The sequence below is a fragment of the Amycolatopsis regifaucium genome (genome assembly GCF_001613935.1).
Classification (GTDB): domain Bacteria; phylum Actinomycetota; class Actinomycetes; order Mycobacteriales; family Pseudonocardiaceae; genus Amycolatopsis; species Amycolatopsis regifaucium.
Window position 1 is genome coordinate 995389 of the sequence record NZ_LQCI01000034.1, and the last position, 23751, is coordinate 1019139.

A 23751-nucleotide genomic window follows, 5' to 3' on the forward strand; every position below is an offset into this window, starting at 1 on the left:
GATGTCGATCTTCATCAACGAGAACAGCAAGGTCATCGTCCAGGGGCTCACCGGCTCCGAGGGCATGAAGCACGCGACCAAGATGCTGAAGTCCGGTACGAACATCGTGGGTGGCGTCAACGCCCGCAAGGCCGGCCAGACCGTCACCATCGAGGGCAAGGACCTCACCGTGTTCGGCACGGTCGAGGAGGCCATCAAGGAGACCGGCGCCGACGTTTCGGTCATCTTCGTGCCGCCGAAGTTCGCCAAGGACGCGGTCATCGAGGCGATCGACGCCGAGATCCCGCTCGCCGTGGTGATCACCGAGGGCATCCCGGTGCACGACTCGGCCTACTTCTGGGCGCACGCGGTCGCCACGGGCAACAAGACCCGCATCATCGGGCCGAACTGCCCCGGCGTGATCAGCCCCGGCAAGTCGAACGCGGGCATCATCCCGGCCGACATCACCGGCGCGGGCCCGATCGGCCTGGTGTCGAAGTCGGGCACGCTGACCTACCAGATGATGTACGAGCTGCGTGACATCGGTTTCTCGACCGGTGTCGGCATCGGCGGCGACCCGGTCATCGGCACGACGCACATCGACGCCCTCGAGGCGTTCGAGGCCGACCCCGAGACCAAGGTCATCGTGATGATCGGCGAGATCGGCGGCGACGCCGAAGAGCGCGCGGCGGCCTACATCAAGGACAACGTGACGAAGCCGGTCGTCGGCTACGTCGCGGGCTTCACCGCGCCCGAGGGCAAGACCATGGGCCACGCCGGCGCCATCGTCTCCGGCTCCTCCGGCACGGCCGCCGCCAAGAAGGAGGCCCTCGAGGCCGCCGGCGTCAAGGTCGGGAAGACCCCGAGCGAGACCGCCGTCCTGGCGCGCGAGCTGTACAACAGCCTCTGATCCTTCGGAGACTGACGTTTTCCCCGGCGGGCCGGGCGCCTCACCAGGTGCCCGGCCCGCCGTTCGCGTTCAGCGGGCCAAACGCGATCCGGGCGTCGACGAGGGGGTTCCGCACGGAACCCGATCGGGTGTACAGACGTCTCAGAGCCCGAGGCGTGGGGTGACCGCGTGTGCGCTAGCGTTCGAGCATCACAGCCGCCTCGTTTGTCCCGGGAGTCCCGCGTGCCCCGGGGTGCCGGTCGAACGACAGGAGAGCATTCGGATGTCCTATCCCAGCGGTGGGCCCGGCTACCCCCAGCAGGGTGGCGGCCAGCAACCCCCTCAGTCCCACCCCGCCTCGGGAGCCTTTCCGCAGCAGCAGGCGCCATCGCAGGCGGGGCCGCTGAACCTGGCGCTGCTGCTCGCGCTCGCCGTCACCGTCCTCGGTCTCGTCCAGTTCTTCATCGGGTTCTCCGACGAGGCCGACGCCGCCGGCCAGGTCTCGCTCTTCCTTCTGGTCAGTGGTCTGCTCGCGGCCTTGCACGCGCTGCCGCGTGGCCCGAAGACGCTGCCGTTCGCCGCGTTGTTCAGCGTCATCGGCGCGTTCGGCGCGCTCGACCTGATCATCGGCTACGGCGGCGGTCGTTCGGAGGTGTCGGTCCCCGGCATCCTCACCGTCGTGCTGATCCTCGGCATCCTGCAGATGCTGGTCGCGATCGCCGCGTTGCTGTTCGAGCACGACGTCCTCAAGGTGCCCGCCGCGAAGCCGCAGCAGCAGGCGCCGCAGGGTCCCTACAGCCAGCAGTTTTCGCAGCAGGGCCCGCAGGGTCCGTTCGGCCAGCAGGGGCAGCAGGGCCCGGCCGCCACTCAGGTCCAGCCGTTCCCCGGCACGGGCCAGCAGGGTCAACAAGGTCAGCAGGGGCAGCAGGGCGAGCCGTCCGGTCCGTTCGCGCAGCCGGGCGGGTTCCAGCCGCCGGTCACGCAGCCGCCGGGCCAGCAGGCCACGACCTACGCGCCGCAGCAGGGCCAGTTCTTCCAGCAGCCGCCGTCCTCCTCTTCGGAGCAGGGCCAGAACCCGGGTACGCCGCCGGGTGGTTTCGGCCAGCAGAGCTGATCTCTCCCACGTAAAAGCACCCGCGGTGACTCTCCGTGTCACCGCGGGTGCTGCTTTTTTTCCGGGTTACCCGACCGGGTGGGTTGGGCCACGTGCGCCCCCTGGCGGCGGCGTGCCTCACCCGGACGGACCAGTCCGGATGTCATGGTGCGGATCATGAAGCTGCTCACCCGCGACGAACGCCCGCCGGGCGAAGAGCCGGTGAGCGACCTCGTCCCCGAGCCGGAAGTGTCCAGGGCCAAGCGGGTTCGGGTGTTGCTCGCCGCGGCCTGCGCGCCCTTGCTCTTCTCCTACACCGCCGTCGCGACCGTCCTCGCGGCGGTGGCGTTCGCCGCCGATCGGTCCCGTTTCTCCACCACCGGCGCCCTGCGTGCCGCGGGGCCGGGCTGGCTCGCCTCGTGGCAGGTGGAACTCGAACTCGGCGGCCATCCGCTCGGCGTGCTGCCGCTGCTGCCGACGCTCGGCGTCGTGTGGTTCACGGCGAGGACGGCCGCGCGGGCCGTGCGCCGGATCGGCGGCCGGACCCCGTCGGACGCGCTTCCGGTGGTCGTGGTGATCGCCGCGGCGCACGCGCTGTTCGGCGTGCTCATCGCCCTGCTGGCCGGAGGATCGCCGGTCCAGGTGAACCCGCTGACCGCCTTCTGCGTGCCGGGGCTCATCGCCGGACTCGCCGCCGTCGCGGGAACGGTCAAGCGGTGTGGGCTGCCCGCCACGCTGCGGAACCGGTTCGACCCGGTGGCCGTACACGGCTTGCGGACCGGGGCGTTCGGCCTCGCCGCGATGGTCGCTTGCGGCGCCGCGGTGTTCACCGCGGCCACCGCGGTCTCGTGGTCCACTGTGGACAGTTTGGTGGAGCCCGGGCTCGGCGCGAGTTCCGGCCAGTTCGTGCTTTCCGTGGCCTATCTGCCGAACGCCGTCATCGCGGCGATGTCCTTCACCACCGGTCCGGGTTTCTCGGTCGGTTCGCTGACCGTCGGCATGTTCGGCTACCAGGAAGGGCGACTGCCCGGCGTGCCGGTGCTGGCGGGGATTCCGTCGCACCACGCGGCCTGGTGGCCGGCGCTGCTGCTCCTTCCCGCGCTGGTCGGCGCGCTGGTCGGCTGGAAGATCCGCGCGATCGACGAGGATCCGATGCTCCGGATGCGCGCGGTCGTCGTCGCGGGCGCGTTCGTCGCGTTCGGCTGCGTCGTCCTCGGGACCTTGGCAGGCGGCAGGCTCGGTGATGGGCCGTTCGACCCGGTCAGCGTGCCGGTCGGGGTCGCGTCGGTGATCGTCTTCTGCTGGATCGTCATCCCCGGCGGGTTCGTCGCCTTCTTCGCCGGAGCGCACGAGCCGCCCGAGCCGCCAGGCTTCGTTGAAGACGCCGACGCCGCCGTCGAGACCGACGAACAAGCCGTCGAGACCGACGAACAAGCCGTCGAGTCCGAAGAGGACGAAGCCGAACTCGCACCCGAGGCCGAGCTCGACGACGAATTCGAGGACGAGGCCGAAGCGGAACTCGCCCGCGAGCTGGGGGAGGACCTCGACGAGACCCCGGCCGAGATCGAGGCCGAAGCCGAGCCTGAGCAGGACATCGCTGTGACCGAGTCCACCGAGGGGTCCGGCGACGAAAGCGCGCCCGGCGGTGACCGTTAGGGTGGTCGCGACCAGGTGAAGCGCCGTACGCCCGAGTGCGTACCGCCGTGGCAAGGAGCCCGTTCTGGCTAGTCGGTTGGACCTGCCCACTCCGGTGAAGCTCGTCGTCCTCGCGTCCGGTTCCGGCACGCTGCTGCAGGCCGTGCTCGACGCCGCCGAAAAGCCGAACTATCCGGCGAAGGTGGTCGCCGTCGGAGCCGACCGCCGCGGGATCGCGGCGCTCACGCGAGCCGAACGCGCCGGCGTCCCCTCGTTCGCGGTGCGGATGGCCGACCACCCCGACCGTGCGGCGTGGGACAAGGCGATCACCGAAGCCGTCGCCGCCTACCAGCCCGACCTGGTCGTTTCCGCGGGCTTCATGAAGATCCTCGGCGCCGAATTCCTCGCGCGGTTCCCCGGCCGGGTCATCAACACGCATCCGGCGTTGCTGCCGTCGTTCCCCGGCGCGCACGCCGTGGCCGACGCGCTGGCGATGGCCGTCAAGGTCACCGGGTCGACGGTCCATTTCGTCGACGCCGGGGTGGACACCGGGCCGATCATCGCGCAGGAGTCGGTGGTCGTGGAGCCCGATGACGACGAGAACGTCCTGCACGAACGGATCAAGGCCGTGGAACGCAGGCTCCTGGTGGAAACGATCGAAAAACTCGGCCGGAGCGGGTGCTCGGTCGAGGGACGAAAGGTGAGGTTTTCGTGAGTACCGCACAGGGACAGCGTCCCGTCCGTCGCGCGCTGATCGGCGTCTCGGACAAGGCCGGCCTGCTCGAACTCGCCACCGGGCTGCACGCGGCGGGTGTGGAGATCGTGTCGACCGGTGGCACGGCGAAGGTCATCGCGAACGCCGGAGTTCCGGTGACGCCGGTCGAAGAGGTGACCGGGTTCCCCGAGTCCCTCGACGGCCGGGTCAAGACGCTGCACCCTCGCGTGCACGCGGGCCTGCTCGCCGACCGTGACCGTCCGGAGCACGTCGAACAGCTCAAGCAGCTGGACATCGCGCCGTTCGACCTGCTCGTGGTCAACCTGTACCCGTTCTCGCAGACCGTCGCCTCCGGCGCGAGCCCCGAAGACTGCGTCGAGAACATCGACATCGGTGGCCCGGCGATGGTGCGCGCGGCGGCGAAGAACCACAACAGCGTGGCCGTCGTGGTCGACCCCTCTCGTTACGAGTGGGTACTGGAGCGCGTCGCCGACGGCGGTTTCGCACTGGCCGACCGCAAGCGGCTCGCCGCTCAGGCGTACGCGCACACGGCCGCCTACGACACCGCCGTCGCCGCGTGGTTCGCCAACGCCTACGCGCCCGCGGACGACTCCGGCTTCCCGGACTTCACCGGCGCGACCTGGGAGCGCGGCGATGTCCTGCGTTACGGGGAGAACCCGCACCAGAAGGCCGCGCTGTACAAGCACTGGCGGCCGGGCCTCGCGCACGCGGAACAGCTGCACGGCAAGGCCATGTCGTACAACAACTACGTCGACACCGACGCCGCGCGCCGCGCCGCCTACGACTTCGAGGCCCCGGCCGTCGCGATCATCAAGCACGCCAACCCGTGCGGGATCGCCGTCGGCCAGGACATCGCCGAGGCGCACCGGAAGGCACACGCGTGCGACCCGGTTTCGGCCTACGGCGGGGTGATCGCGACCAACCGGCCGGTGAGCCGCGAGGCGGCCGAGCAGATCGCCGAGGTGTTCACCGAGGTCGTCCTGGCGCCGGACTTCGACGCCGAGGCGCTGGAGATCCTGCAGCGCAAGAAGAACGTGCGACTGCTGAAGCTGCCGGCCATCACCTCGCCGGATCCGATCGAGTTCCGGCCGATCTCCGGCGGCATGCTGGTGCAGACCGTCGACACGATCGCCGCCGAGGGCGACGACCCGGCGAACTGGACGCTCGCGACCGGGGCGCCCGCCGACGAGCGGACGCTGACCGACCTCGAGTTCGCGTGGCGTTCGCTGCGCGCGGTGAAGTCGAACGCGATCCTGCTGGCGAACGACGGCGCGACCGTCGGCGTCGGCATGGGTCAGGTCAACCGCGTCGACTCCTCGCGGCTCGCGGTCTCGCGGGCGGGAGACCGGGCGAAGGGCTCTGTCGCCGCTTCGGACGCGTTCTTCCCGTTCCCGGACGGACTCGAGGTCCTGCTGGAGGCCGGTGTCCGCGCCGTCGTCCAGCCGGGCGGTTCGATCCGCGACGCCGAGGTCATCGCCGCCGCCGAGGCCGCCGGGGTCACCCTGTACCTGACCGGCACGCGCCACTTCGCGCACTGAGGCCAAGTCGCCTTTAGCGGGCTAAACGCGACGCGTTTAGCCCGCTAAAGGCGCTCCCGAGGGGCCGAGGCCGCCGCCTTCGGCCCGGCGCGCCGGCCACCCGGCACCCATGCCCCCGGCCGCCGTGCCATGCTGACCGCGTGTCGCCTTTAGCGGGCTAAACGCGACACGGACGGAAGCGAATCGCCAGGGGAGGATCGGTGCACCAGCCGCCGCAGGGGTACGGCCAGGGACCGGGCTATGGGCAGGGAGGCCAGCCGGGCTACGGACAGCAACCGGGCTACGGACAGCAGCCCGGTGGGTACGGCCCGCCTCAGCCAGGTGGGCCCGGGTACGGCCCGCCGCCCGGATACGGCCCGCCCGGCTACGGGCAGCCGCCGAAGAAGAAAAAGACCGGGCTGATCGTCGGCCTGATCGTGGGCGGCGTCGTCCTGCTCGGCCTGGGCATCCCCGGCGGTATCTTCGCGTCGGAGTACTACTCGTCGGTCGGCAAGCCGCCGGTCGCCCAGCAGCCGCCGCCCGAGTGCAAGATCTCTCCGGAGGTCCTGAACAAGACGGTCACCACCAGCTTCCAGGGCTTCCGCGAGAACGAGATCAAGGCGCTCGAAATCGTCACCAAGCAGTACGGCTGCTCCTGGGCGGCACCGGACGGCGACAACGTCCACGACCGCGCCCTGCAGGCCACGATCTATCGCCACGAAGGACCGGACGCCGAGAAACGGGCGGCGGAGTCCTCCACCGGATCGGCGTCGCCGTCCGAGCGCCAGCAGCAGATCCAGGGGATCGGCGACAAGGCGGTTCTCGTCTCTCTGGACACCGACAGCGCCTTCAGCGGCGCCGAACTGCGGTTCCTCCAGGGCGTGTACGTGGTCGTCGTCACCTACAAGGGCTGGGACAAGGGGTTCTTCACGAACTCGCCGATCCCGCCCGCGGAGTCCGCCGAAGTGGCGAAGTCCGTCGGTGCCGAACTCGCGAAGAACCTGCCCAAGTAGCCGCTACGCGTAGAGGTCGTTCAGCCAAGCCGTCCACGCCTTCTCGGCCTTGTCCGCGTCGGCGTCCTCGGCGAACAGGTGGTGCCCTATGCCGACAGGCCAACCCCAGGCGTTCCGACCGTAGAAGCGGTACAGCGCGTTTTCGGTCCGGATACCGAGGAACGTCGACGTCAGGTAGTCGACGACACCCTCGACGCCAGGGACATCGAGGTGGACCCGGTCGCCTACGGCAGTCGCGCCGACAGCCGTCAGGACCGCTTCGAACGCCTCCGGTGCCGTCGACGCTTCGGGTGCGTCGGCTTTGAAGTACTTCGCCTCGCGGCGGTTGAAGTGCGCCAGATACTCACCGAGCGAGTGGTGGTAGAAGTCCGTGTGACGGCGGCAGGCGTCGTATTCGACGTCCCAGTCGTCGAGGACGGTGGTGTGCTCGTAGCGCAGGTGAGTCCCGCCGTCCTTCGGTGCGAGGACGTATTCGAGGGTGTTGAACCAGCCCTTCTCGTCTTCGGCGTAGGTGACGAAGTGCCGTGACGGCTTCCAGACGGTCACCATGCCGCCGTTCGGGGTGAGGCCGGATTCGGCACCGCCGTCGCGGGGCTCGTACCGGATCGGCCAGAGCCAGCCGCCCGTGCCCGTGGTGATCGCGGCCCAGGTGTCGGCGGGGGTGGTGGGCAGGAAGCCCTCGAAGCGGACCTCGGATTCCTTCGTCATGACTGTCCTCTCTCTTTGCCTTCATAGAGGCGACGCCTGGCCGGGGCCCGTTTCGACAAACGGATCGCGTTTAGCCCGCTAAAGGCGACGTGCCGCGTGCCACCGAGGTCGTCGAGTGGGTCCGTCAGCAGACGAAATTCGTGCAGGCGGTCTACGACCAGGTTCCCTGGGGTGCTCACCGGCCGATCTGGAGACGCAGGCAGGCGGGAACACGGAGGTGGACTACCACGGGCTCCTCGCCCGGCCCGGGGGTCCTGCGGGACCGCGTCGAAACCGGTCGCTGGCCGTCGACGTCACCGGAGCGGCTGAACGCCGAAGCGACCCGGGTTCCACTTCGCTCCCTGGTGTAGAACGGGCCGAGCGGTCAGCCGGCGACGGGATGGCGCGACTGAAAAGCGAGCCTCCCGTCGGCGGCGGCCGCGATGCGGTCGAGCACGTCGTCCAACGCCATGAAGACTTCCCACGTCGGCTGTCCGCTCGCGACGGCCAGGCGGTCGACCAGCAGTTGTTCGAGATCGTTGACCCGCTTCGCCTTCCACACCTTGTCCGCGGTGCTCACGAGCAGATCCTCGACGCCGACGTCCGCTCCCCAGGACGCGTGCGTCCGGGCGAAACGCGCGCGTTCTTCATCGATCCCTTGGGACAGGAGGAGTTCGTAGCCTGCCTGCTCGTGGGCCGAACCGGGTCCGGACAACTCTTCGAGGTGGCTCGTCTTGCCGATGTCGTGCGTGGCCGCGCCGAACAGCGCCGCTTCGCGGTCGAAGGGCAGCTCCGGGTGTTGCTTCTCCAGCCAGTCGGCCAGCGAGCAGGCCACGTCGTGGACCGCACGGAGATGCGCGGCGAGTCGCGGGGGAGCGGCCAGCTTCTCCAGCAGGCCGACGACTTCGTCCGGCAGCGGGCGCAGCGGCGGCTCCCCGGCTTCGGACAACGCGCGACGCAAGGCTCCCGATGGGGAGCCGGTCGAAGGACTCATGACGTCCAGAATGACAGAAAGCGCCGCGATTCCGGCCTCGGTCGTGGCAGGTCCGGTGATCGTTCCCACGTCGCTTGACAACCGCCGCGGCAGCCGGTGTACTGGATGTATCGAACAGGCGTTCGAAGCAGAAGTTCCAGGCATGAGGTTCCAGGTAAGAGGTTTCGGAGTACCGCCTTCCCCGTGGTACGCCCAAGACCGTCCATAAAGGATGGTCCAGGTGTGGTGGGGAGGCGAGGTCCGTGACAGCGGAGGTGGTCGAGGCACGGGCCTTGCCGTTGGCGAGGCTGGCGGCTTTGCCAGGAGTGAGCACGGCCAGTGGCGTGGCTTCCGCGGCCGAACACGCGAGGACGACGGGAAGGGTGCTCCCGGTGTCCCCGGCGTTGTCCGGTCTGCTGCCCGCCGCGGGGCTCCGGCGCGGGAGCACCGTTTCGGTGCTGGGGTCCACGTCACTGTTGCTCACCCTGCTCGCCGCCGCGACCGCCGGCGGTGCGTGGGCGGTCGCGGTCGGCCTGCCCGCGCTCGGGGTGGTCGCCGCCGCGGAACTCGGGGTCGAGGTGGGCAGGCTCGCGCTGGTCCCCCGTCCCGGTGCCGAGTTCCCGGCGGTGACCGCGGCCTTGCTCGACGGCTTCGATCTCGTGGTCGTCGGTCCCGGGCTCGCCCGGCCCGAGGTGGCGAGGCGGCTTTCCGCGCGCGCTCGCCATCGTGGTTCGGTCCTGCTCTCTTCGGGGCCGTGGCCCGGCGCCGAAGTGGAACTGACCTGCCACCGATCCCGCTGGACGGGCTTCACCGGCGACGGGGCGGGCTATCTTCGCGCCCGCGAGGTCGAGGTGCGGGCCGGTGGCCGGGGCGCGGCCGCCCGGCCGATGTCGGCTTTGCTGCGGTTCCCCGGCGAGGGTGAAGTAGAGCGAGCGGACCTTCCCACGACCAGGTGGGGGACGGCGTGAACCCGCCCGTGCGCATGTTGGTGCTGTGGTGCCCGGACTGGCCCGCGGTCGCCGCCGCGGCCGTCGCGGGGGAACCCGTCGGCCGCCCGGCCGCGGTGTTTTCGGCGAACCGTGTGGTCGCCTGCACCGCGGTGGCCAGGGGCTACGGCGTCCGCCGAGGGATGAGACGGCGCGAGGCCCAGTCCTGCTGCCCGGAGCTGGCGGTCTTCGGCGAGGACGACGGCCGTGACGCCCGGCTCTTCGAACCCGTCGCGCAGGCGGTGGAGGAACTGGCCGTCGGGGTCGAGGTGGTGCGTCCGGGGATCGTCGCCGTTCCGGTCGACGGCGCGGCCGGGTACTTCGGCGGTGAACACGGACTGCTCGAACGACTGGTGGACGAGGTGTCCGTGGCCGCGGGGGTGGAATGCCAGGTCGGTGTCGCCGACGGGCTGTTCGCCGCGACGCTCGCCGCCCGCCGTTCGACGCTGGTCGGGCCGGGTGGGACGCCGGAATTCCTTGCCCCGTTGCCCATCCGCGAACTCGACCAGCCCGAAGCCGACCGAACCGAACTGGTCACCTTGCTCCGGCAGCTCGGTCTTCGCACCCTGGGCGCCTTCGCCGCGCTCGACGAAAGCGACGTCTCCGCGCGCTTCGGCATGGAAGGCGTGCTCGCCCATCGGTTGGCCCGCGGGCGTTCCGAACGTCCGCCGTTGCGCCGCCGTCCGCCACCGGAACTGTCGCTCGCGAAGACGTTCGACCCGCCGATCGACCGGGTCGACGCCGCCGCGTTCGTGGCGAAGGGGCTCGGCGAGCGGTTCCACACCGGGCTCGCCGCACACGGGCTGGCCTGCACCCGGCTCGGCATCTACGCCATCACCGAGACCGGCGAGCAGCTCGGCCGGGTGTGGCGCTGCGCCGAGCCGTTGACCCCGCTCGGCGTCGCCGACAGGGTGCGCTGGCAGTTCGAAGGCTGGCTGAAAGCGAAGGAGCGGCCCAATTCCGGGGTCGTGCGGCTGCGGCTTGAGCCGGAAGAGACCGTCGAAGGCCGGACGCTGCAACTCGGGTTGTGGCAGGCGGGTGCGGCGGGCGCGCTGCGGCCCGCCACCGAAGACGACGACCTGGCCGGTGAGCGAGCGGGCCGGGCCCTGGTGCGGGTGCAGGGGCTGCTCGGTCCGGAAAGTGTCTTCACCGCGGTACTCGACGGCGGTCGCGATCCGGCCGAACGCGTCCGGCTGGTGCCATGGGGCGACAGACGGGAGAAGTCCGCGCAGGCGGAAGCGAACTGGGCCGGGCGGCTCCCGGCGCCTTCCCCGGCGACGGTGTTCGCGCGGCCGGTGCCCGCCCAGGTGCTGGACGAGAACGGCCGCCTGGTGGAGATCACCGCGCGCCGCCGGGTCACCGCCGCGCCGTACCTCGTGAGCTTCGAGGGCGGCGAGCCGCGTGAAGTCCTTGCGTGGGCCGGTCCGTGGCTGGTCGGTATCCGGGCTGGAGCCGGGCACGCGCGGTCGGGGACCCGGATCCGCCTGCAGGTATTGCTGGCCGACGGGCACGACGCCGAGGAAGCGGTGCTGCTCCGGTTCGAACACCACGAGAATCCGATGTGGACACTGGAAGGGAAGTACGACTGAACATGGACGAGGAGTACACGCGGCTGGTGCGGCGATGGCTGGAAGAACCGGCCATCCCGGTGCAGCGCGCCGAGTTGGACACGGCATGGGCGGCGTGCGTCCCGCGAGCGGAAGTGTTCGTCCCCGTGCCGAGGCGTTCGCCCGAGAACCGGTGACCGATGGGCTGGAACAACCCTCCACGCCCGTGGAAGGACCTCGCCCGCGAACTCGCGGGCGAGGTCCCGCCCGGTGACGGCGGGGACAGCCCCGCGTGGAGCGCCAAACGGCACGGCTACCAGCGGCCCGCCGATCTCGCCGACCTGAGCGGTGACGACGACGGCGCCACTGCGCGCCGGGTGCCGTACGCCGAACTGCACTGTCATTCGAACTTCAGCTTCCTCGACGGGGCGAGCCATCCCGAGGAACTGGTGGAGGAGGCCGCGCGGCTGGGCTTGGACGCGATCGCGCTCACCGATCACGACGGCATGTACGGCGTGGTGCGGTTCGCCGAGGCGGCCAGGGAACTCGGCGTGCACACCGTCTTCGGCACGGAACTCAGCTTCGGGCTGTCCGGCCCGCAGAACGGGTTCGCCGACCCCGAGGGTGAGCACCTGCTCCTGCTGGCCAAGGGGCAGGACGGTTACCTGAGCCTGAACCGGGCGATCACCGCCGGTCAGCTGTCCGGCTTCGACAGGCAGTCGTTGTCCCCCAAGGAAAGGGCGGAGAAGGGCAGACCGGTCTACGACCTGCGCGCGGTCGCCGAAGAGGTCCGCGGGAAATGTGTCGTGCTCACCGGCTGCCGCAAGGGCGCGGTGCGGAAGGCACTCGTCACCGAGGGGCCCGCGGCGGCCGTGGTGCGGCTGAAGGAACTCATCGACTGTTTCGGCCGGGACAACGTCTACGTCGAACTGATCGACCACAGTCTTCCCTTGGACAGCACGCACAACGACCTGCTGAGCGAGATGGCCGACGAGTTCGGGTTGCCGACGGTGGCGACCACGGCGGCGCACTACGCCCGGCCGGAGCGTGCCCCGCTGGCCGACGCGCTGAGCGCGATCCGTGCCCGGCGCGGGCTGGAGGACATGGAGGGCTGGCTGCCCGCCGCGGGGACGGCGTTCCTGCGGTCGGGGGAGGAGATGGCCGAGATCTTCGCGCGCTATCCGGGCGCGGTGCAGCGGGCGGCGCTGCTCGGCCGGGAATGCGCGTTCGAACTGCACCACATCGTGCCGAAGCTGCCGCCGTTCGACGTGCCGGAGGGGCACACCGAGGCGTCCTATCTGAAGGAACTCACCCGCGAAGGCGCCAAGGAACACGAGAAGAACAAGGACGCCGAGTACCGCGAAAAAGCCAAGAAGCTGATCGAGCACGAACTGAAGATCATCGAAGACCTCGGTTTCCCCGGCTATTTCCTGATCGTCTGGGACATCGTGCGGTTCTGCCGGAAGAAGAACATCCTCTGCCAGGGCCGGGGATCGGCCGCGAACTCGGCGGTCTGCTACGCGCTCGGCATCACCAAGGTCGACGCCGTGCGGTACAACCTGCTCTTCGAACGTTTCCTCGCCCCCGATCGCGACGGCTACCCGGACATCGACCTCGACATCGAATCCGATCGTCGTGAGGAGGTGATCCAGTACGTCTACGAGAAATACGGCAGGTTGAACACCGCGCAGGTGGCGAACGTGATCACCTACCGGGCCCGCTCCGCGGTCCGTGACGCGGCGCGGGCACTGGGGTACTCACCCGGCCAGCAGGACGCGTGGAGCAAGCAGATCGACCGCTGGGGCGCGTTGCGCACCACGGAAAAGGACCACGATCACGACATCCCGGCCGACGTCGTCGAACTCGCTTGCGCGCTCGAGGACTTCCCCCGGCATCTCGGCATCCATTCCGGCGGGATGGTGATCTGCGAGCAGCCGGTGAGCGAGGTCGTCCCCATCGAATGGGCCCGGATGGCGGACCGCAGTGTGGTGCAGTGGGAAAAGGACGACTGTGCCGCCGCCGGGCTGGTCAAATTCGACCTGCTCGGACTCGGAATGTTGTCGGCCCTGCATTATATGATCGATCTGGTTCGTGACCACAAAGGGGAAGAGGTCGACATCTCCGAATTGGATCTCAAGGATCAGAACGTCTACGGAATGCTCTGCCGCGCCGACGCGATCGGTGTCTTCCAGGTGGAGAGCCGTGCGCAGCTGGCCACCCTGCCTCGCTTGCGCCCCAGGAAGTTCTACGATCTCGCGGTCGAGGTCGCGCTCATCAGGCCCGGCCCGATCCAGGGTGGTTCGGTGCATCCCTACATCCGGCGCAAGAACGGCCAGGAGAAATGGGATTTCGACCATCCGAAACTGGAGAACGCGCTGAAGAAGACCCTCGGCGTGCCGTTGTTCCAGGAACAGATGATGCAGATCGCCCTCGACGTCGCCGATTTCACCCCGGCGGAGGCCGATCAGCTGCGGCACGCCATGGGGTCCAAACGGTCCGAACGGAGGATGGAACGGCTCAAACGGCGATTCCTCGAAGGCGCCGCGAAGAACGACATCGAAGCGGAACTCGCCGAGAAGATCTTCGGCAAACTCAAGGCGTTCGCGAACTTCGGCTTCCCGGAAAGCCACGCGCTGAGTTTCGCCTTGCTGGTGTTCGCGAGCGCGTACTTCAAGTACTACCACCCGGACGCGTTCCTGGCCGGGTTGCTGCGCGCCCAGCCGATGGGGTTCTACTCGCCGCAGTCACTGGTCGCCGACGCCCGGCGGCACGGTGTACAGGTGCTCGGCCCGGACATCAACGCGAGTCTTCCGCACGCGACGCTGGAACCGTTGTCGGAAGGGGGAAAACTACTCGCCGTACGGGGTGGTCTGGCCACTGTGCGGATGATCGGCGAGAACCTGGCGAAGGAGATCGTCGAGGAGCGCGCACGCGGTGGCGCGTTCGCGGATCTGCCCGACGTCGCCCGCCGGGTGCGGCTGACCAAACCGCAGATCGAGGCACTGGCCACGGCCGGCGCGTTCGGCTGTTTCGGCGAGAGCAGGCGGAGCGCGCTCTGGGCGGCGGGCGCGGTCGCCGACGAAAGCCTGGAGAAACTGCCAGGGCTCACCACCGGGGCCAAGGCGCCGATGCTGCCGGGGATGGACGAAATCGACGTCGCGGCCGCGGACGTCTGGGCCACCGGCGTGTCCCCGGACAGCTTCCCGACCCAGTTCATCCGGGGCCGCCTCGACGAACTCGGTGTCGTGACGGCTGCGGGCCTGCGCGAGATCCCGCACGGCACCCACGTGCTGACCGGTGGCGCGGTGACCCATCGCCAGCGGCCGGCGACCGCGGGCGGCGTCACCTTCATGAACCTCGAAGACGAGACGGGGATGATCAACGTGATCTGCACGATGGGGGTGTGGCAGCGTTACCACCGGGTGGCCCGCGGCAGTCCCGCGCTGTTGATCCGCGGTGTGGTCGAACGCACCGGTGAGGTGGTGAACGTCCTCGCCGAACAGATCCGGCACCTGCCACTGCGGATCACCGCCAAGTCCCGCGACTTCCGCTGACCCACTTGACGATCACCCGGGGGTCGTGCTGAAGTTCCTTCAGCGTCGCAGTGCACCCGGCAAAGAGAACGTCGCGGGCATGGAGGCGCCGGACCATGGGAAATCATGGACACCCCTTCTCGGACGAACGACCGGTTGACGGCGTTCGGAAACCAACTCGTTCAGGTTCACAACTGGCTGCGTAAAGAGCTGGCCACGCTGCACGACGACCTCGGGTCGGTCGCGGCGGGGCGCGCCGAGCGGCTGCGCGATCTCCGGGCGCATTGCCTCACCTTCTGCTCGGCGCTGACCACGCATCACACCGGGGAGGACGGCGGCGCTTTCCTGGTGCTGTCGGAGAAATTCCCCGAACTGCGGCCGGCTCTCGAAGAACTCGCGCACGACCACGACGTCGTGTCCGGGATCCTCGGACGACTCGAAGAACTGGTCGCCGGTGTCGGCCCGGGGTCGAGTCAGGCCGAGATCCTGCACGTCCAACGGGAACTGGACGGCCTCACGGCGATCATGGAGACGCATTTCCGCTACGAGGAGAAGCGGATCGTCGAGGCGCTCAATTCGCTGGACATACCGGAGTGGCGGGAGTCGAAGCCGCCTTTCCTGCTGAAATCGCATTAGGACATGTTCTGTCCTATACGAGCTTTAGGTTTCTCCTCAACGCACTGAAACAACCGAGGAGAACTCTGATGACCAGCGCGAACACCGCCGCCGGCCCGATTCCCGCCGGCTACCACTCGGTGACCCCGTGGATCATTTCGCGCGACACCGCGGGGATGATCGACTTCCTGATGCGGGTCTTCGACGCCGAGCCGCTGGGCGAACCGGTGTACGTCGAGGGCGGGAAGATCGGGCACGCCGAGGTCCGGATCGGCGACTCCGTCGTCATGCTGTTCGACGCACAGGACGACTGGGTCGACACCCCGGCGTACCTGCGGCTCTACGTCGAGGACAGCATGGAGACGCAGCGCCGGGCCGTCGAGGCGGGCGCCGAAGAGGTCACGAGGCAGACGGAACTCTTCTTCGGTGACCGCGTCGGCCGGGTCCGCGACCCGTTCGGCAACCTGTGGTGGATCCAGACCCGGCTCGTCGACCTGGAGTACCCGGAGATGGAGCGCCGCATGAACGACCCGAAGTTCATCGAGGCCATGCGATACGTGTCGGGCTCGAAGATCGTCCCCAGCCGGTGTGCGATCCTGGAGGGGTGACCGAGACTGCGGAAGACTACCGAGAAGCCGTCCTTTCCCAGCAATGGTGGGAAAAACGTAGTTTTGTCGGTTGCGACTTCACCGAGGCGGACCTCCGCGGGCTCCGTACCCAGGGATGCACCTTCGACCAGTGCGACTTCACCAAGGTCGACTTCGAGGGCTCGCGCCACGAGGCGTCGGCGTTCCGGTCCTGCACCTTCGACCGCAGTGTGCTCGCCGGTACCCGGTGGAGTTCCTGCTCGATGCTCGGTTCGTCCTTTGTGGACTGCCGGTTCCAGAAGATCGCGTTCACCGAATGCGATCTGTCGCTGGTCTCGCTGAGCCGCAATCGACTGTCCAAAGTGGATCTTTCCGGGCTCCGGCTGCGTGAGGCCAACCTGACCGAGGCGGACCTCACCGGTGCCGACCTGCGCGGCGCCGACCTCACCGGTGCCCGGCTGGCGGGCGCGAAACTCGAGGGTGCCGATCTGCGCGGTGCCCGGCTCGACGCCAACGGCCTGGTGCAGGCGAACCTCTCGGGCGTCCATGTGGACACCGAGACCGCCGTGGCCTACGCCGCCGCGCACGGCCTCGTCATCCACTGACCCCCGCGTGCAATGAAGGGGCCTTTCATAGCAAATTTTGCGATGAAAGGCCCCTTCATAGCATTTACGGGAGCTAGTCGATCGGCGGTTCGCCCGGGTCCAGTTCGATGAGGTCGCCCTCGGCGAGCAGTTCCTCGATGGACGCCGGCAGCAGGTACGCCGACCCGCCACCGGGCTGGTTGAACCACGGGATCGCGACACCGGCGAGCGCTTCGAGCGGACGCTGCACGCGGTACACGTGGTACGGCCGGTTCACCCATTCCGGCACGAGCGAGCGCTCTTCGAACGGCGTCCCGGCCGCGTAGGTCAGGTTGCCGTTCGGGCCGCCGAAGCGGTCCAGCTCGCTGCCGGCGGGCAGCTCACGCAGTTCCTTGCCGCGGAACAGGGTCAGCGGCGGTTCACCGCTGAGCGGCGAGATCGGCCAGTTCTGCTTGGCGTCGGGCTGCCCGGCGTTCGCCGCGGCGGCGGGCGGACGAGCCGGTTCCTCGCGCCGCATCGGCGGCGGAGGCGGCGTCACCGGCGGTTCGCGCCGGGGCGGGGCGGGCGGCGGGCTCGACAGCGTCGGGTTCGGCCGCACGGGGGGCGCGGGCGGGACCGGAGCGGGGGCGGGCTCGTCGTCCAGGTCGTCTCCGAGCAGTTCCTCCGCCGTCGTGAACGCCGTCTGCTCCTGCGCCGGGATCGACTCCCGCGGCGGCACCGGATGCGAACCGGTGGCGACCTCGGGGGAGAGCGTCGCCAGCACGGGCGGTGCCGGAGTGGGCGGTTTCTCGGCAGGCGGCTCTTCGGCAGCGGACCGCTCGTCGAAGGACTGCTCGGCGGGGGGCGGAGCGCCGTTCGGGTTCAGCAGGACCTTGCCGAGCATGAACGCGGCCGCGTCCTCGGCGTCACCGAACACCGCCGGGTTGGTCAGCTTCCCGTCATACCAGCCGACCCGCCAGCCACCGCCGTCGACCTGCTCGACACTCCAGCCGTGTTCGGCCGGCGAGCCGATGCGGTAGACGTCGTCGGCCACGTCGAGTTCGTCGAACTTCGACTGCAGTTCGTTCAGCACCGGCACGGGGTGCTCGGCGCGGCGCGGCCGACGGTGCTCTTGGGGCTCCGGGGCCGCACGACGCGGGGCTTCCTCACGCCGCGGTTCGGGCTCCGGCCGGGGCAGATGCGCGGCCGCCACCGGGGCGGGCTGCTCCTGCGGCGGAGCGTCGACCTGCGTGACCTCGGAGTCCGACGGCGGGGGCACATTCGGCGCCTCCGCGTCGTGCGTGAGGAGGGGCAGCGAGTCGGCGTCGGCCTGCTCGACCGCCGTATAACCCGCAGTCGTCTCGGTGTCGTCCTGGTCGTACGACGCGTCCTCGGGCCGCGTGTCCTCGTGCTGCTGGGCGTAGGAGTCGCCCTGCACAGGCCTCGCGTACGTCGTGGCCTCGGGATCGGCGAGTGGCCGCTGATGCGGAGCCTGCGGTTCCTGCTCGGGCTCGGCGCGCTGGTGCGGTTCCTCGTCCTGCCGGGCTTCGTCGGCGTAGACGTCCTGCTCGGACTCGTGGAACTGCGCCTCTTCGTGCGGGTACTGCTCGTCGTAGCCGTCGGCGTACTGCTGCTCGGCGGCGGCTTCGTGGAAGTCCTGCGCCTGGTGGTCCTGAGTGTCGTAATCCTCTTCGTACCGCTGGGCCTGCTCGGCCTGGTTCGGAAGAGTGCTCTCGACGGCGGGGACGGCCGCGGCGGCCGCGACCGGGGCGGCCGCAGCGGCGGCCATCGAACCAGCGTCCTGCCCCTGCTGGTGCGCAGGCGGGACGGGCGGCTGAGCGGCCTGGCTCGGGCCGGGAGCACCCGGACCCGCAGGACCGTTGGGGCCGGGCTGACCAGGGGCGCCCTGGTTGACCGGGGCCTGCTGCGGCGGAACCGGACCGTTCTGCGGCGGGCCCTGCGGCGGCGGTCCACCGGGACCACCCGGGCCGTTCGGCCGCTGCTGCGGGGGCTGATTCCCCCGGGTGAGGTAACCCGCCGCGGCCTGCAGCGTGGTGTCGTCGACGTCGGGCAGCGTGAAGCCGTTCTGCCGGACGTGGTCGATCAGGTCGATTTCCGGCGAGACGCCGTACTCGCGCAGGTAGAAGTTGACGGCGGCGGGCCAGATCCACTGGCCGTCGCTGTGGAAGGCGACCGGGACGGTGGCCTCGGGAGTCTGCGCGAGCCTGTCGATGTCGTAGCCGCGCTCGGTGACCACCAGCGGTGCGTGGTCGAGGTATTCGAGCAGCCTGTCCTGCTCCTCGATCTCCAGATCGGGCCGGTTGATCACCGGACGACCGGCGGGGCCGATGGTGTCGAAGATGCGGGCGATGCGGAAATGCGGTCCCGGTTGCTCCGGGCCGAGGCCGGACATGCGCCGGATCAGCCATTCGGGCACGTTCTCCTCGGAGCGGGGGAACATGCGGAGCTCGTCGGAGTACGCCTGCGGAGGCGGCGCGAGGCGCCACTGCGGCTCGTCGCGGTTGTACTCGAGGTTGTAGCTGGAGGGGTGGTCCAGCTGGTAACGGGCGTTGAACCAGGTGCCGCGGCCGTCGCGATACATCCCCGCGCGGAGCCTGCCGAACAGCGTCGCGATGTCGTGCGTCGCGACCCATTCGTGCGCGGTGCCGTCCTCGGTGATGATCTCGCCGGTCATCTCGTGGTACCTGCCGACGGCTCGGTACTCGGCGGTCACCTTCCGCCAATCACGCGGCGCGGCCCGCAGCAGGGCGAGGCCGATCTGCTTGACCAGGGTGTCCTGCTCGGTCGCGTTCAGCTGAGTCGTCGGTTGTGCCACGATCACATTTTGACCGTATCCGCGTCCGCGTGCACCCCGCATGTGGGTTTTGCCGCTCTTGACAACTCCGAAGACGCCCTGACCTGGTGTCCGGTAACTCACCCGGGATACTGACGAGGTGAACCGATTTGCCCGCGAGGCCATGAAGGACGAGGACTGATGGCGGTGGCCGGACAGCGGCGTGACCGTGGGGCACTGCTCCGTCACCTGCCGTTCCTGCTGGTGATGCTGGTGGTGGCAGTCGCGGCCCTGCGGATCGGCCAGTACCACTGGCGCCAGGGTGCGGCGCTGATCGGCGGGGCCCTGATGCTCGCGGGCCTGCTGAGGGCGGTCCTTCCCGACGTGAAGGCGGGCCTGCTGGCGATCCGGGGCAAGCCGGTCGACGTCCTGACTTATGGCGCGCTTTCTGTCTTGATCCTTTTCATCGCCCTCACGATCACTGGCGGTCCCCTGTCCTGATGCGCGTGGAGGCGCTTTGAGGGTCAGGAAGCCATCGCGGGGACCCGGGCCTCACGGCGGTCGAGACCGCCGGAGATCGCCGCCAGGGAAAGCCCCAGCACGGCCAGCGACGCGCCGACCCAGTTGGGCGCGACCAGGCCGAGCCCGCCCGCGATCACCAGGCCGCCGAGGTAGGCGCCGATCGAGTTCGCGATGTTGAACGCCGACTGCACCGCGGCCGAGACCAGCGACGGCGTCCCGCCCGCCTTCTCCATGATCCTGGCCTGCATCATCGGGCCGATCATGAAGCCGGCGAGGCCGACGAAGAAGATCGTCACCGCGGCGCCGACCTTGCCGTTCGCGGTGATCGTGAAGATCGCCAGTACCGCCGCGAGCCCGGAAAGCGCCAGGTAGAGGCTCGGCATCAGCGCCTTGTCGGCGAGCCTGCCGCCGAGGTAGTTGCCGATCGTCATGCCGACCCCGGCCAGCGAGAGCAGCAGGGTGACGTTCGACGGCGAGTAGCCGGTGACGTCGGTCAGCATCGGCGCGATGTAGGACAGGCAGGCGAACACGCCGCCGAGGCCAAAGGTGACGATCGCGAGGGCGAGCCACACCTGCGGACGGCGGAAGGCGCCGAGTTCGCCGCGCAGCGACGGTTCGGCCGGTTTGCCCTGGTGGGGGACCAGTTTCGCGATCGCGGCGATGGCGACCAGGCCGATCAAAGCGACGACGCCGAACGTCGCGCGCCAGCCGACCTTCTGGCCGAGCAGCGTCCCCAGCGGCACGCCGACGACGTTGGCCAGGGTCAGGCCCATGAACATCATCGAGACGGCCTTCGCGCGTTCGCCCGGCTTGGCCAGGCTGGACGCGACGACCGCGCCGGCGCCGAAGAAGGCGCCGTGCGGCAGGCCCGCGAGGAAGCGGAAGGCGACGCCGAAACTTTGGTTCGGCGAGAGCGCGAAGAGGGCGTTGCCGAGTGTGAACAGCCCCATCATCGCCAGCAGCATGGTCTTGCGTGGCAGCCGGACCGCGGCCGCGGTGAGCAGCGGGGCGCCGACCACGACGCCGAGGGCGTAGCCGGAGATGAGGTAACCGGCGGACGGGATCGACACGCCGAAATCAGCGGCGGCTTCGGGCAGCACGCCCATCATGACGAATTCGGTGGTTCCGATGCCGAAGGCACCGATGGCGAGCGCGAGCAGCGCGACGGGCACGGCTCTCCTTCCGGGGTTGTACTGGTAAACGATTACTCACCCACCGTCGCGGATGGTCGACTGAATCGATTTAGGTCTCGGGCACAAAAGAAGACAGCGCGTGCGGCCCCAGCGTCGACGAGCTGTCCTGCATCCAGTTCAACGGATCGAGGGCGCCTTTGTCATCCCGGTTTCGGGTGAGGCTGCCCACCCTTAGCGGCGGGCGGCGAGGACTCCCTGGAGCAGTCCCGGGAAGAGCTCGTCGAGATCGTTGCGGCGCAAGGAGTTGTAGCGCGTGGTGCCCTGCTGGCGGCCCATGATGACGCCCGCTTCGCGCAGGGTGCGCAGGTGATGGGTGAGTGTGGACTTGGTCACGGCGACGTCGAATCCGCTGCAGGAGATCTCGGTGCCGGACTCGGCCAGCTGGCGCACCATGTCGAGGCGCACCGGGTCGGCGAGCGCGGCGAGGACCGCCTCGATCCGGATCTCGTCCTGCCCGGGGTAGACGTACTGCGGAGTGGTGGTCGCGGCCATGAGTCCATAGTACGACGCCCCTCGAACTTCCCGGGAGTTCGTAGTACGGTATTCATCGAACTACGACAACCATCGAACAACGACCCCGAAGCGACTTTCGCCCCCTGATCGCGATCCGGCGCCAGCCGGGCGCCCCGGGCACCGGATCGCGTTTAGCGGGCTAAACGCGATCCGGCGGGCACCTGGGTGACCGGGCCCGGAGCGACTTCCGCCCCCTGATCGCGATCCGGGCCGGGAGCGGGAGGCGACGTGAAAAGGGGTCTGGAGCTGGGGAGTCATGACTTTCGCGCCACCTAGGACCTCGGTGCTGGCACTCGGCACCTTCGCGGTCGGCACCAGCGGCTACGTCGTCGCCGGGCTGCTGCCCGCGCTGACCGGCGAGCTCGGCGTCTCCGAGACGGCCGCCGCACAGCTGGTCACCGCCTTCGCCATCGCGTACGCGGTCGGCTCGCCGCTGTTCGCCGCGGTCACGGGCCGCTGGGAACGGCGCACCCTCCTGGTCGCCGCCCTCGTCGTCACCGCCATCGGCAACGCCCTCGCCGCCCTCGCGCCCGGCTACGTGACCCTCCTCCTGGCGCGGGTGGTCACCGCGATCGGCGCGGCCGTGTTCACCCCCGCCGCCAGCGCGGTCGCCGCCGAACTCACCACCCCCGAACGCCGGGGCCGCGCCGTCGCGCTCGTCTTCGGCGGCCTGACCATCGCGACCATTCTGGGCGTCCCGCTCGGCAGCGTCCTTTCGCAGAGCGTCGGCTACCAGGCCGTCTTCGCACTGGTCGCGGCCTTCTCGCTCCTCGGCGCCTTCGCGGTCCGGATGGTCCTGCCCGCCGTCCCGGCACCGCCTCCGGTCCGCCTGGCCGAACGGTTCACCGTCGCCAAGGACCCGCGCGTACTCGCCATGCTCGGCGCGACCGTGCTCGGCTGCCTCGCCGCGTTCTCCGTCTACACCTTCATCTCGCCGGTCCTGTCCGCCACGGCGGGCGTCCACGGCACGACGGTCAGCCTGCTGCTGTTCGTCTACGGCGCGGGCGGCGCGCTCGGCAACGTCCTCGGTGGCCGCGCGACCGACCGCTGGGGCGCCAGGGGACCACTGCTGGCCGTGTTCGGCGGGATCACCGTGGTGCTCGCGATGCTGCCGCTGGTGGCGACCACCGTCGCGGGCGCGGCCGTCGTCCTCTTCATCTGGGGACTGGCCACCTGGTCGATCAACCCGCCGATCCAGCACCGGCTGATCGAGTTGTCCAGCAAGAACGCCGGGCTCGTCCTCTCGCTCAACGCGTCCGCCATCTACCTCGGCGTCGGCCTCTCGGGCGTGGTCGGGGGAGCGGTGCTCAGCGGCGGCGGTCCGCTCCTGCTGCCCGAGATCGCGGCCATACTGACCGCGCTGGGCGCGGCCGTGGTCGTGACGGGCTGGCGGAGCCGCGTGCGGCGGCCCGCGCTGGCCGAGTGACGCCTATTCGGCGCGCGGCTGGACTTCGCAGTCGGGTCCGGGGAAGACCAGCCCTTCGTGTCCGTCGGCGAACCGGACGAGATACGGCGGGGCGCCGTGTTCTCCGCGTACCTCAAGGATTTCGCCGCGCTGCTCAGCCGAGCCCACCGTGCGTCCGTGCACGTGGATCTCGTCTCCGACGGTCGCGTGCATGAATACCACCTCCGACGCTTCAAGGTTAGGAGCGTCGGAGGTGATCCCGCTACCGGGCGAGCCCGGGCGAAATGGCGGGCTTGCCGTGCCCCGTCGCCGATAAGCTGCCCGGATGACCGACGTACTCGACGTGGTGGACGGGAGGAGCGGCGAACTCGTGCTTCGCCGCGCGGGCGAGGATTTCGAAGTCATCGCCAACGGGGTCTTCCTGATGGACACCCGAAACGGTGAATCCGAACGGTTACTCGTCTCGGTGGCGGCGGATCTGGTGCCGGGCAAGGCACGGATGCTGATCGGTGGCCTCGGTGTCGGCTGTTCGCTGCGTGCCGCGCTGGACCATCCCGGCGTCGGCGAGATCGTGGTCGTCGAGCGCGAACCCGCGGTGATCGGCTGGAATCGCGAGGGCCCGCTCAAGGACGTCCACGGCGACGCCCTCTCCGACGAGCGGGTCATCGTGGTCGAAGCCGATCTGGTGAAGTGGTTGCGCCGGACGGAAGAGCGGTTCGACGCGCTGTGCCTCGACATCGACAACGGTCCTGAGTGGACGGTCACCGACGGTAACGCGAAGCTGTATCAGAACGAAGGCCTCGACATGCTCGCCGCGCGGCTACGACCCGGCGGCGTGCTCGGCGTGTGGAGCGCCGAGTCGGTTCCGTCGTTCGCGAAGCGGCTGCGAGCACGATTCGGTGCGGTGCGGGAGCTGAAGATCCCGGTGCCGCAAGGAGCACCGGACGTGCTGTGGTTCGCGCGGGTGTAGC

The 23751-nt window shown here is 69.5% G+C and carries 22 protein-coding genes; 16 read left to right on the forward strand and 6 right to left on the reverse strand.

The features are described from left to right. Position 1 precedes the first annotated feature (1 nt). The 6 genes from sucD (at position 2) to AVL48_RS28685 (ending at position 6862) form a co-directional block, all read left to right on the forward strand. The gene (gene sucD / locus AVL48_RS28660) at positions 2–889 is read left to right on the forward strand and encodes a succinate--CoA ligase subunit alpha (protein WP_016331198.1); all 888 of its coding nucleotides are present in this window, start codon (positions 2–4) and stop codon (positions 887–889) included. A gap of 262 nt (positions 890–1151) precedes the next feature. After that, the gene (locus AVL48_RS28665; protein WP_061983416.1) at positions 1152–1982 is read left to right on the forward strand and encodes a DUF5336 domain-containing protein; all 831 of its coding nucleotides are present in this window, start codon (positions 1152–1154) and stop codon (positions 1980–1982) included. A gap of 144 nt (positions 1983–2126) precedes the next feature. After that, positions 2127–3617 (forward strand): cell division protein PerM, encoded by a 1491-nt coding sequence (locus AVL48_RS28670; RefSeq protein ID WP_143104643.1) that lies wholly within the window; start codon positions 2127–2129, stop codon positions 3615–3617. Positions 3618–3693: 76 nt separating this feature from the next. Next, positions 3694–4311: a phosphoribosylglycinamide formyltransferase gene (gene purN, locus AVL48_RS28675; protein ID WP_061983417.1), complete on the forward strand. Its 618-nt coding sequence runs from the start codon at positions 3694–3696 to the stop codon at positions 4309–4311. Further along, positions 4308–5870 carry a bifunctional phosphoribosylaminoimidazolecarboxamide formyltransferase/IMP cyclohydrolase gene (gene purH / locus AVL48_RS28680; RefSeq protein ID WP_061983418.1) on the forward strand — a complete coding sequence of 521 codons (1563 nt, stop codon included), beginning with the start codon at positions 4308–4310 and terminating at the stop codon, positions 5868–5870. Before purN ends, purH begins: the two co-directional genes overlap by 4 nt. Positions 5871–6070: 200 nt before the next feature. Further along, on the forward strand, positions 6071–6862 hold the full coding sequence (locus AVL48_RS28685) for a hypothetical protein (RefSeq protein WP_061983419.1): 792 nt from the start codon (positions 6071–6073) through the stop codon (positions 6860–6862). 3 nt (positions 6863–6865) lie between these two features. On the opposite strand, the gene AVL48_RS28690 is transcribed toward AVL48_RS28685, so the two are convergent. Together AVL48_RS28690 and AVL48_RS28700 are read right to left on the reverse strand one after the other, a co-directional pair. Further along, positions 6866–7570, reverse strand: coding sequence for an SRPBCC family protein (locus AVL48_RS28690; protein ID WP_061983420.1), 705 nt, complete (start codon positions 7568–7570; stop codon positions 6866–6868). Positions 7571–7934: 364 nt separating this feature from the next. Then, positions 7935–8543: an HD domain-containing protein gene (locus tag AVL48_RS28700; RefSeq protein ID WP_061983568.1), complete on the reverse strand. Its 609-nt coding sequence runs from the start codon at positions 8541–8543 to the stop codon at positions 7935–7937. Positions 8544–8815: 272 nt separating this feature from the next. Between AVL48_RS28700 and AVL48_RS28705 the strand changes: the two genes are divergently transcribed. From AVL48_RS28705 to AVL48_RS28730, 7 genes are all read left to right on the forward strand, one after another. Next, positions 8816–9490, forward strand: a complete 675-nt coding sequence (locus AVL48_RS28705) for a hypothetical protein (protein ID WP_061983569.1) — start codon at positions 8816–8818, stop codon at positions 9488–9490. Positions 9491–9504: 14 nt separating this feature from the next. After that, entirely contained in the window at positions 9505–11097 is a 1593-nt protein-coding gene (locus AVL48_RS28710) for a DNA polymerase Y family protein (protein WP_061983570.1), read from the forward strand. A gap of 2 nt (positions 11098–11099) precedes the next feature. Further along, on the forward strand, positions 11100–11252 hold the full coding sequence (locus AVL48_RS39695) for a hypothetical protein (protein ID WP_167386360.1): 153 nt from the start codon (positions 11100–11102) through the stop codon (positions 11250–11252). Positions 11253–11255: 3 nt separating this feature from the next. Continuing rightward, positions 11256–14609 carry an error-prone DNA polymerase gene (locus tag AVL48_RS28715; RefSeq protein ID WP_061983421.1) on the forward strand — a complete coding sequence of 1118 codons (3354 nt, stop codon included), beginning with the start codon at positions 11256–11258 and terminating at the stop codon, positions 14607–14609. Positions 14610–14714: 105 nt separating this feature from the next. After that, the gene (locus AVL48_RS28720; RefSeq protein ID WP_061983422.1) at positions 14715–15224 is read left to right on the forward strand and encodes a hemerythrin domain-containing protein; all 510 of its coding nucleotides are present in this window, start codon (positions 14715–14717) and stop codon (positions 15222–15224) included. Between the two features lie 68 nt (positions 15225–15292). Beyond that, a complete protein-coding gene (locus AVL48_RS28725) occupies positions 15293–15811 on the forward strand; it encodes a VOC family protein (protein ID WP_061983423.1) in 519 nt (172 codons plus the stop codon). Further along, on the forward strand, positions 15808–16395 hold the full coding sequence (locus AVL48_RS28730; RefSeq protein WP_061983424.1) for a pentapeptide repeat-containing protein: 588 nt from the start codon (positions 15808–15810) through the stop codon (positions 16393–16395). The genes AVL48_RS28725 and AVL48_RS28730 overlap by 4 nt, the downstream gene beginning before the upstream one ends. A gap of 73 nt (positions 16396–16468) precedes the next feature. Here the strand turns inward: AVL48_RS28730 and AVL48_RS28735 are convergent, their stop codons facing one another. Continuing rightward, positions 16469–19195 (reverse strand): TNT domain-containing protein, encoded by a 2727-nt coding sequence (locus tag AVL48_RS28735; RefSeq protein WP_061983425.1) that lies wholly within the window; start codon positions 19193–19195, stop codon positions 16469–16471. Positions 19196–19348: 153 nt separating this feature from the next. Here AVL48_RS28735 and AVL48_RS28740 point away from each other — a divergent pair, with 153 nt between their 5' ends. Further along, entirely contained in the window at positions 19349–19648 is a 300-nt protein-coding gene (locus tag AVL48_RS28740) for a DUF3017 domain-containing protein (protein WP_061983426.1), read from the forward strand. Positions 19649–19671: 23 nt separating this feature from the next. Here AVL48_RS28740 and AVL48_RS28745 read toward each other — a convergent pair whose 3' ends face one another. Beyond that, positions 19672–20841, reverse strand: coding sequence for an MFS transporter (locus tag AVL48_RS28745; RefSeq protein WP_061983427.1), 1170 nt, complete (start codon positions 20839–20841; stop codon positions 19672–19674). A gap of 192 nt (positions 20842–21033) precedes the next feature. Continuing rightward, entirely contained in the window at positions 21034–21354 is a 321-nt protein-coding gene (locus AVL48_RS28750; protein WP_061983428.1) for an ArsR/SmtB family transcription factor, read from the reverse strand. Positions 21355–21631: 277 nt separating this feature from the next. On the opposite strand from AVL48_RS28750, the gene AVL48_RS28755 reads away from it, so the two are divergent. Then, complete coding sequence (locus AVL48_RS28755; protein ID WP_061983429.1) at positions 21632–22801, forward strand: MFS transporter; 1170 nt, start codon at positions 21632–21634, stop codon at positions 22799–22801. Positions 22802–22804: 3 nt separating this feature from the next. On the opposite strand, the gene AVL48_RS28760 is transcribed toward AVL48_RS28755, so the two are convergent. Further along, entirely contained in the window at positions 22805–22993 is a 189-nt protein-coding gene (locus tag AVL48_RS28760) for a DUF1918 domain-containing protein (RefSeq protein ID WP_061983430.1), read from the reverse strand. 112 nt (positions 22994–23105) lie between these two features. Between AVL48_RS28760 and AVL48_RS28765 the strand changes: the two genes are divergently transcribed. Beyond that, positions 23106–23750 carry a spermine/spermidine synthase domain-containing protein gene (locus tag AVL48_RS28765; protein WP_061983431.1) on the forward strand — a complete coding sequence of 215 codons (645 nt, stop codon included), beginning with the start codon at positions 23106–23108 and terminating at the stop codon, positions 23748–23750. Position 23751 lies beyond the last annotated feature (1 nt).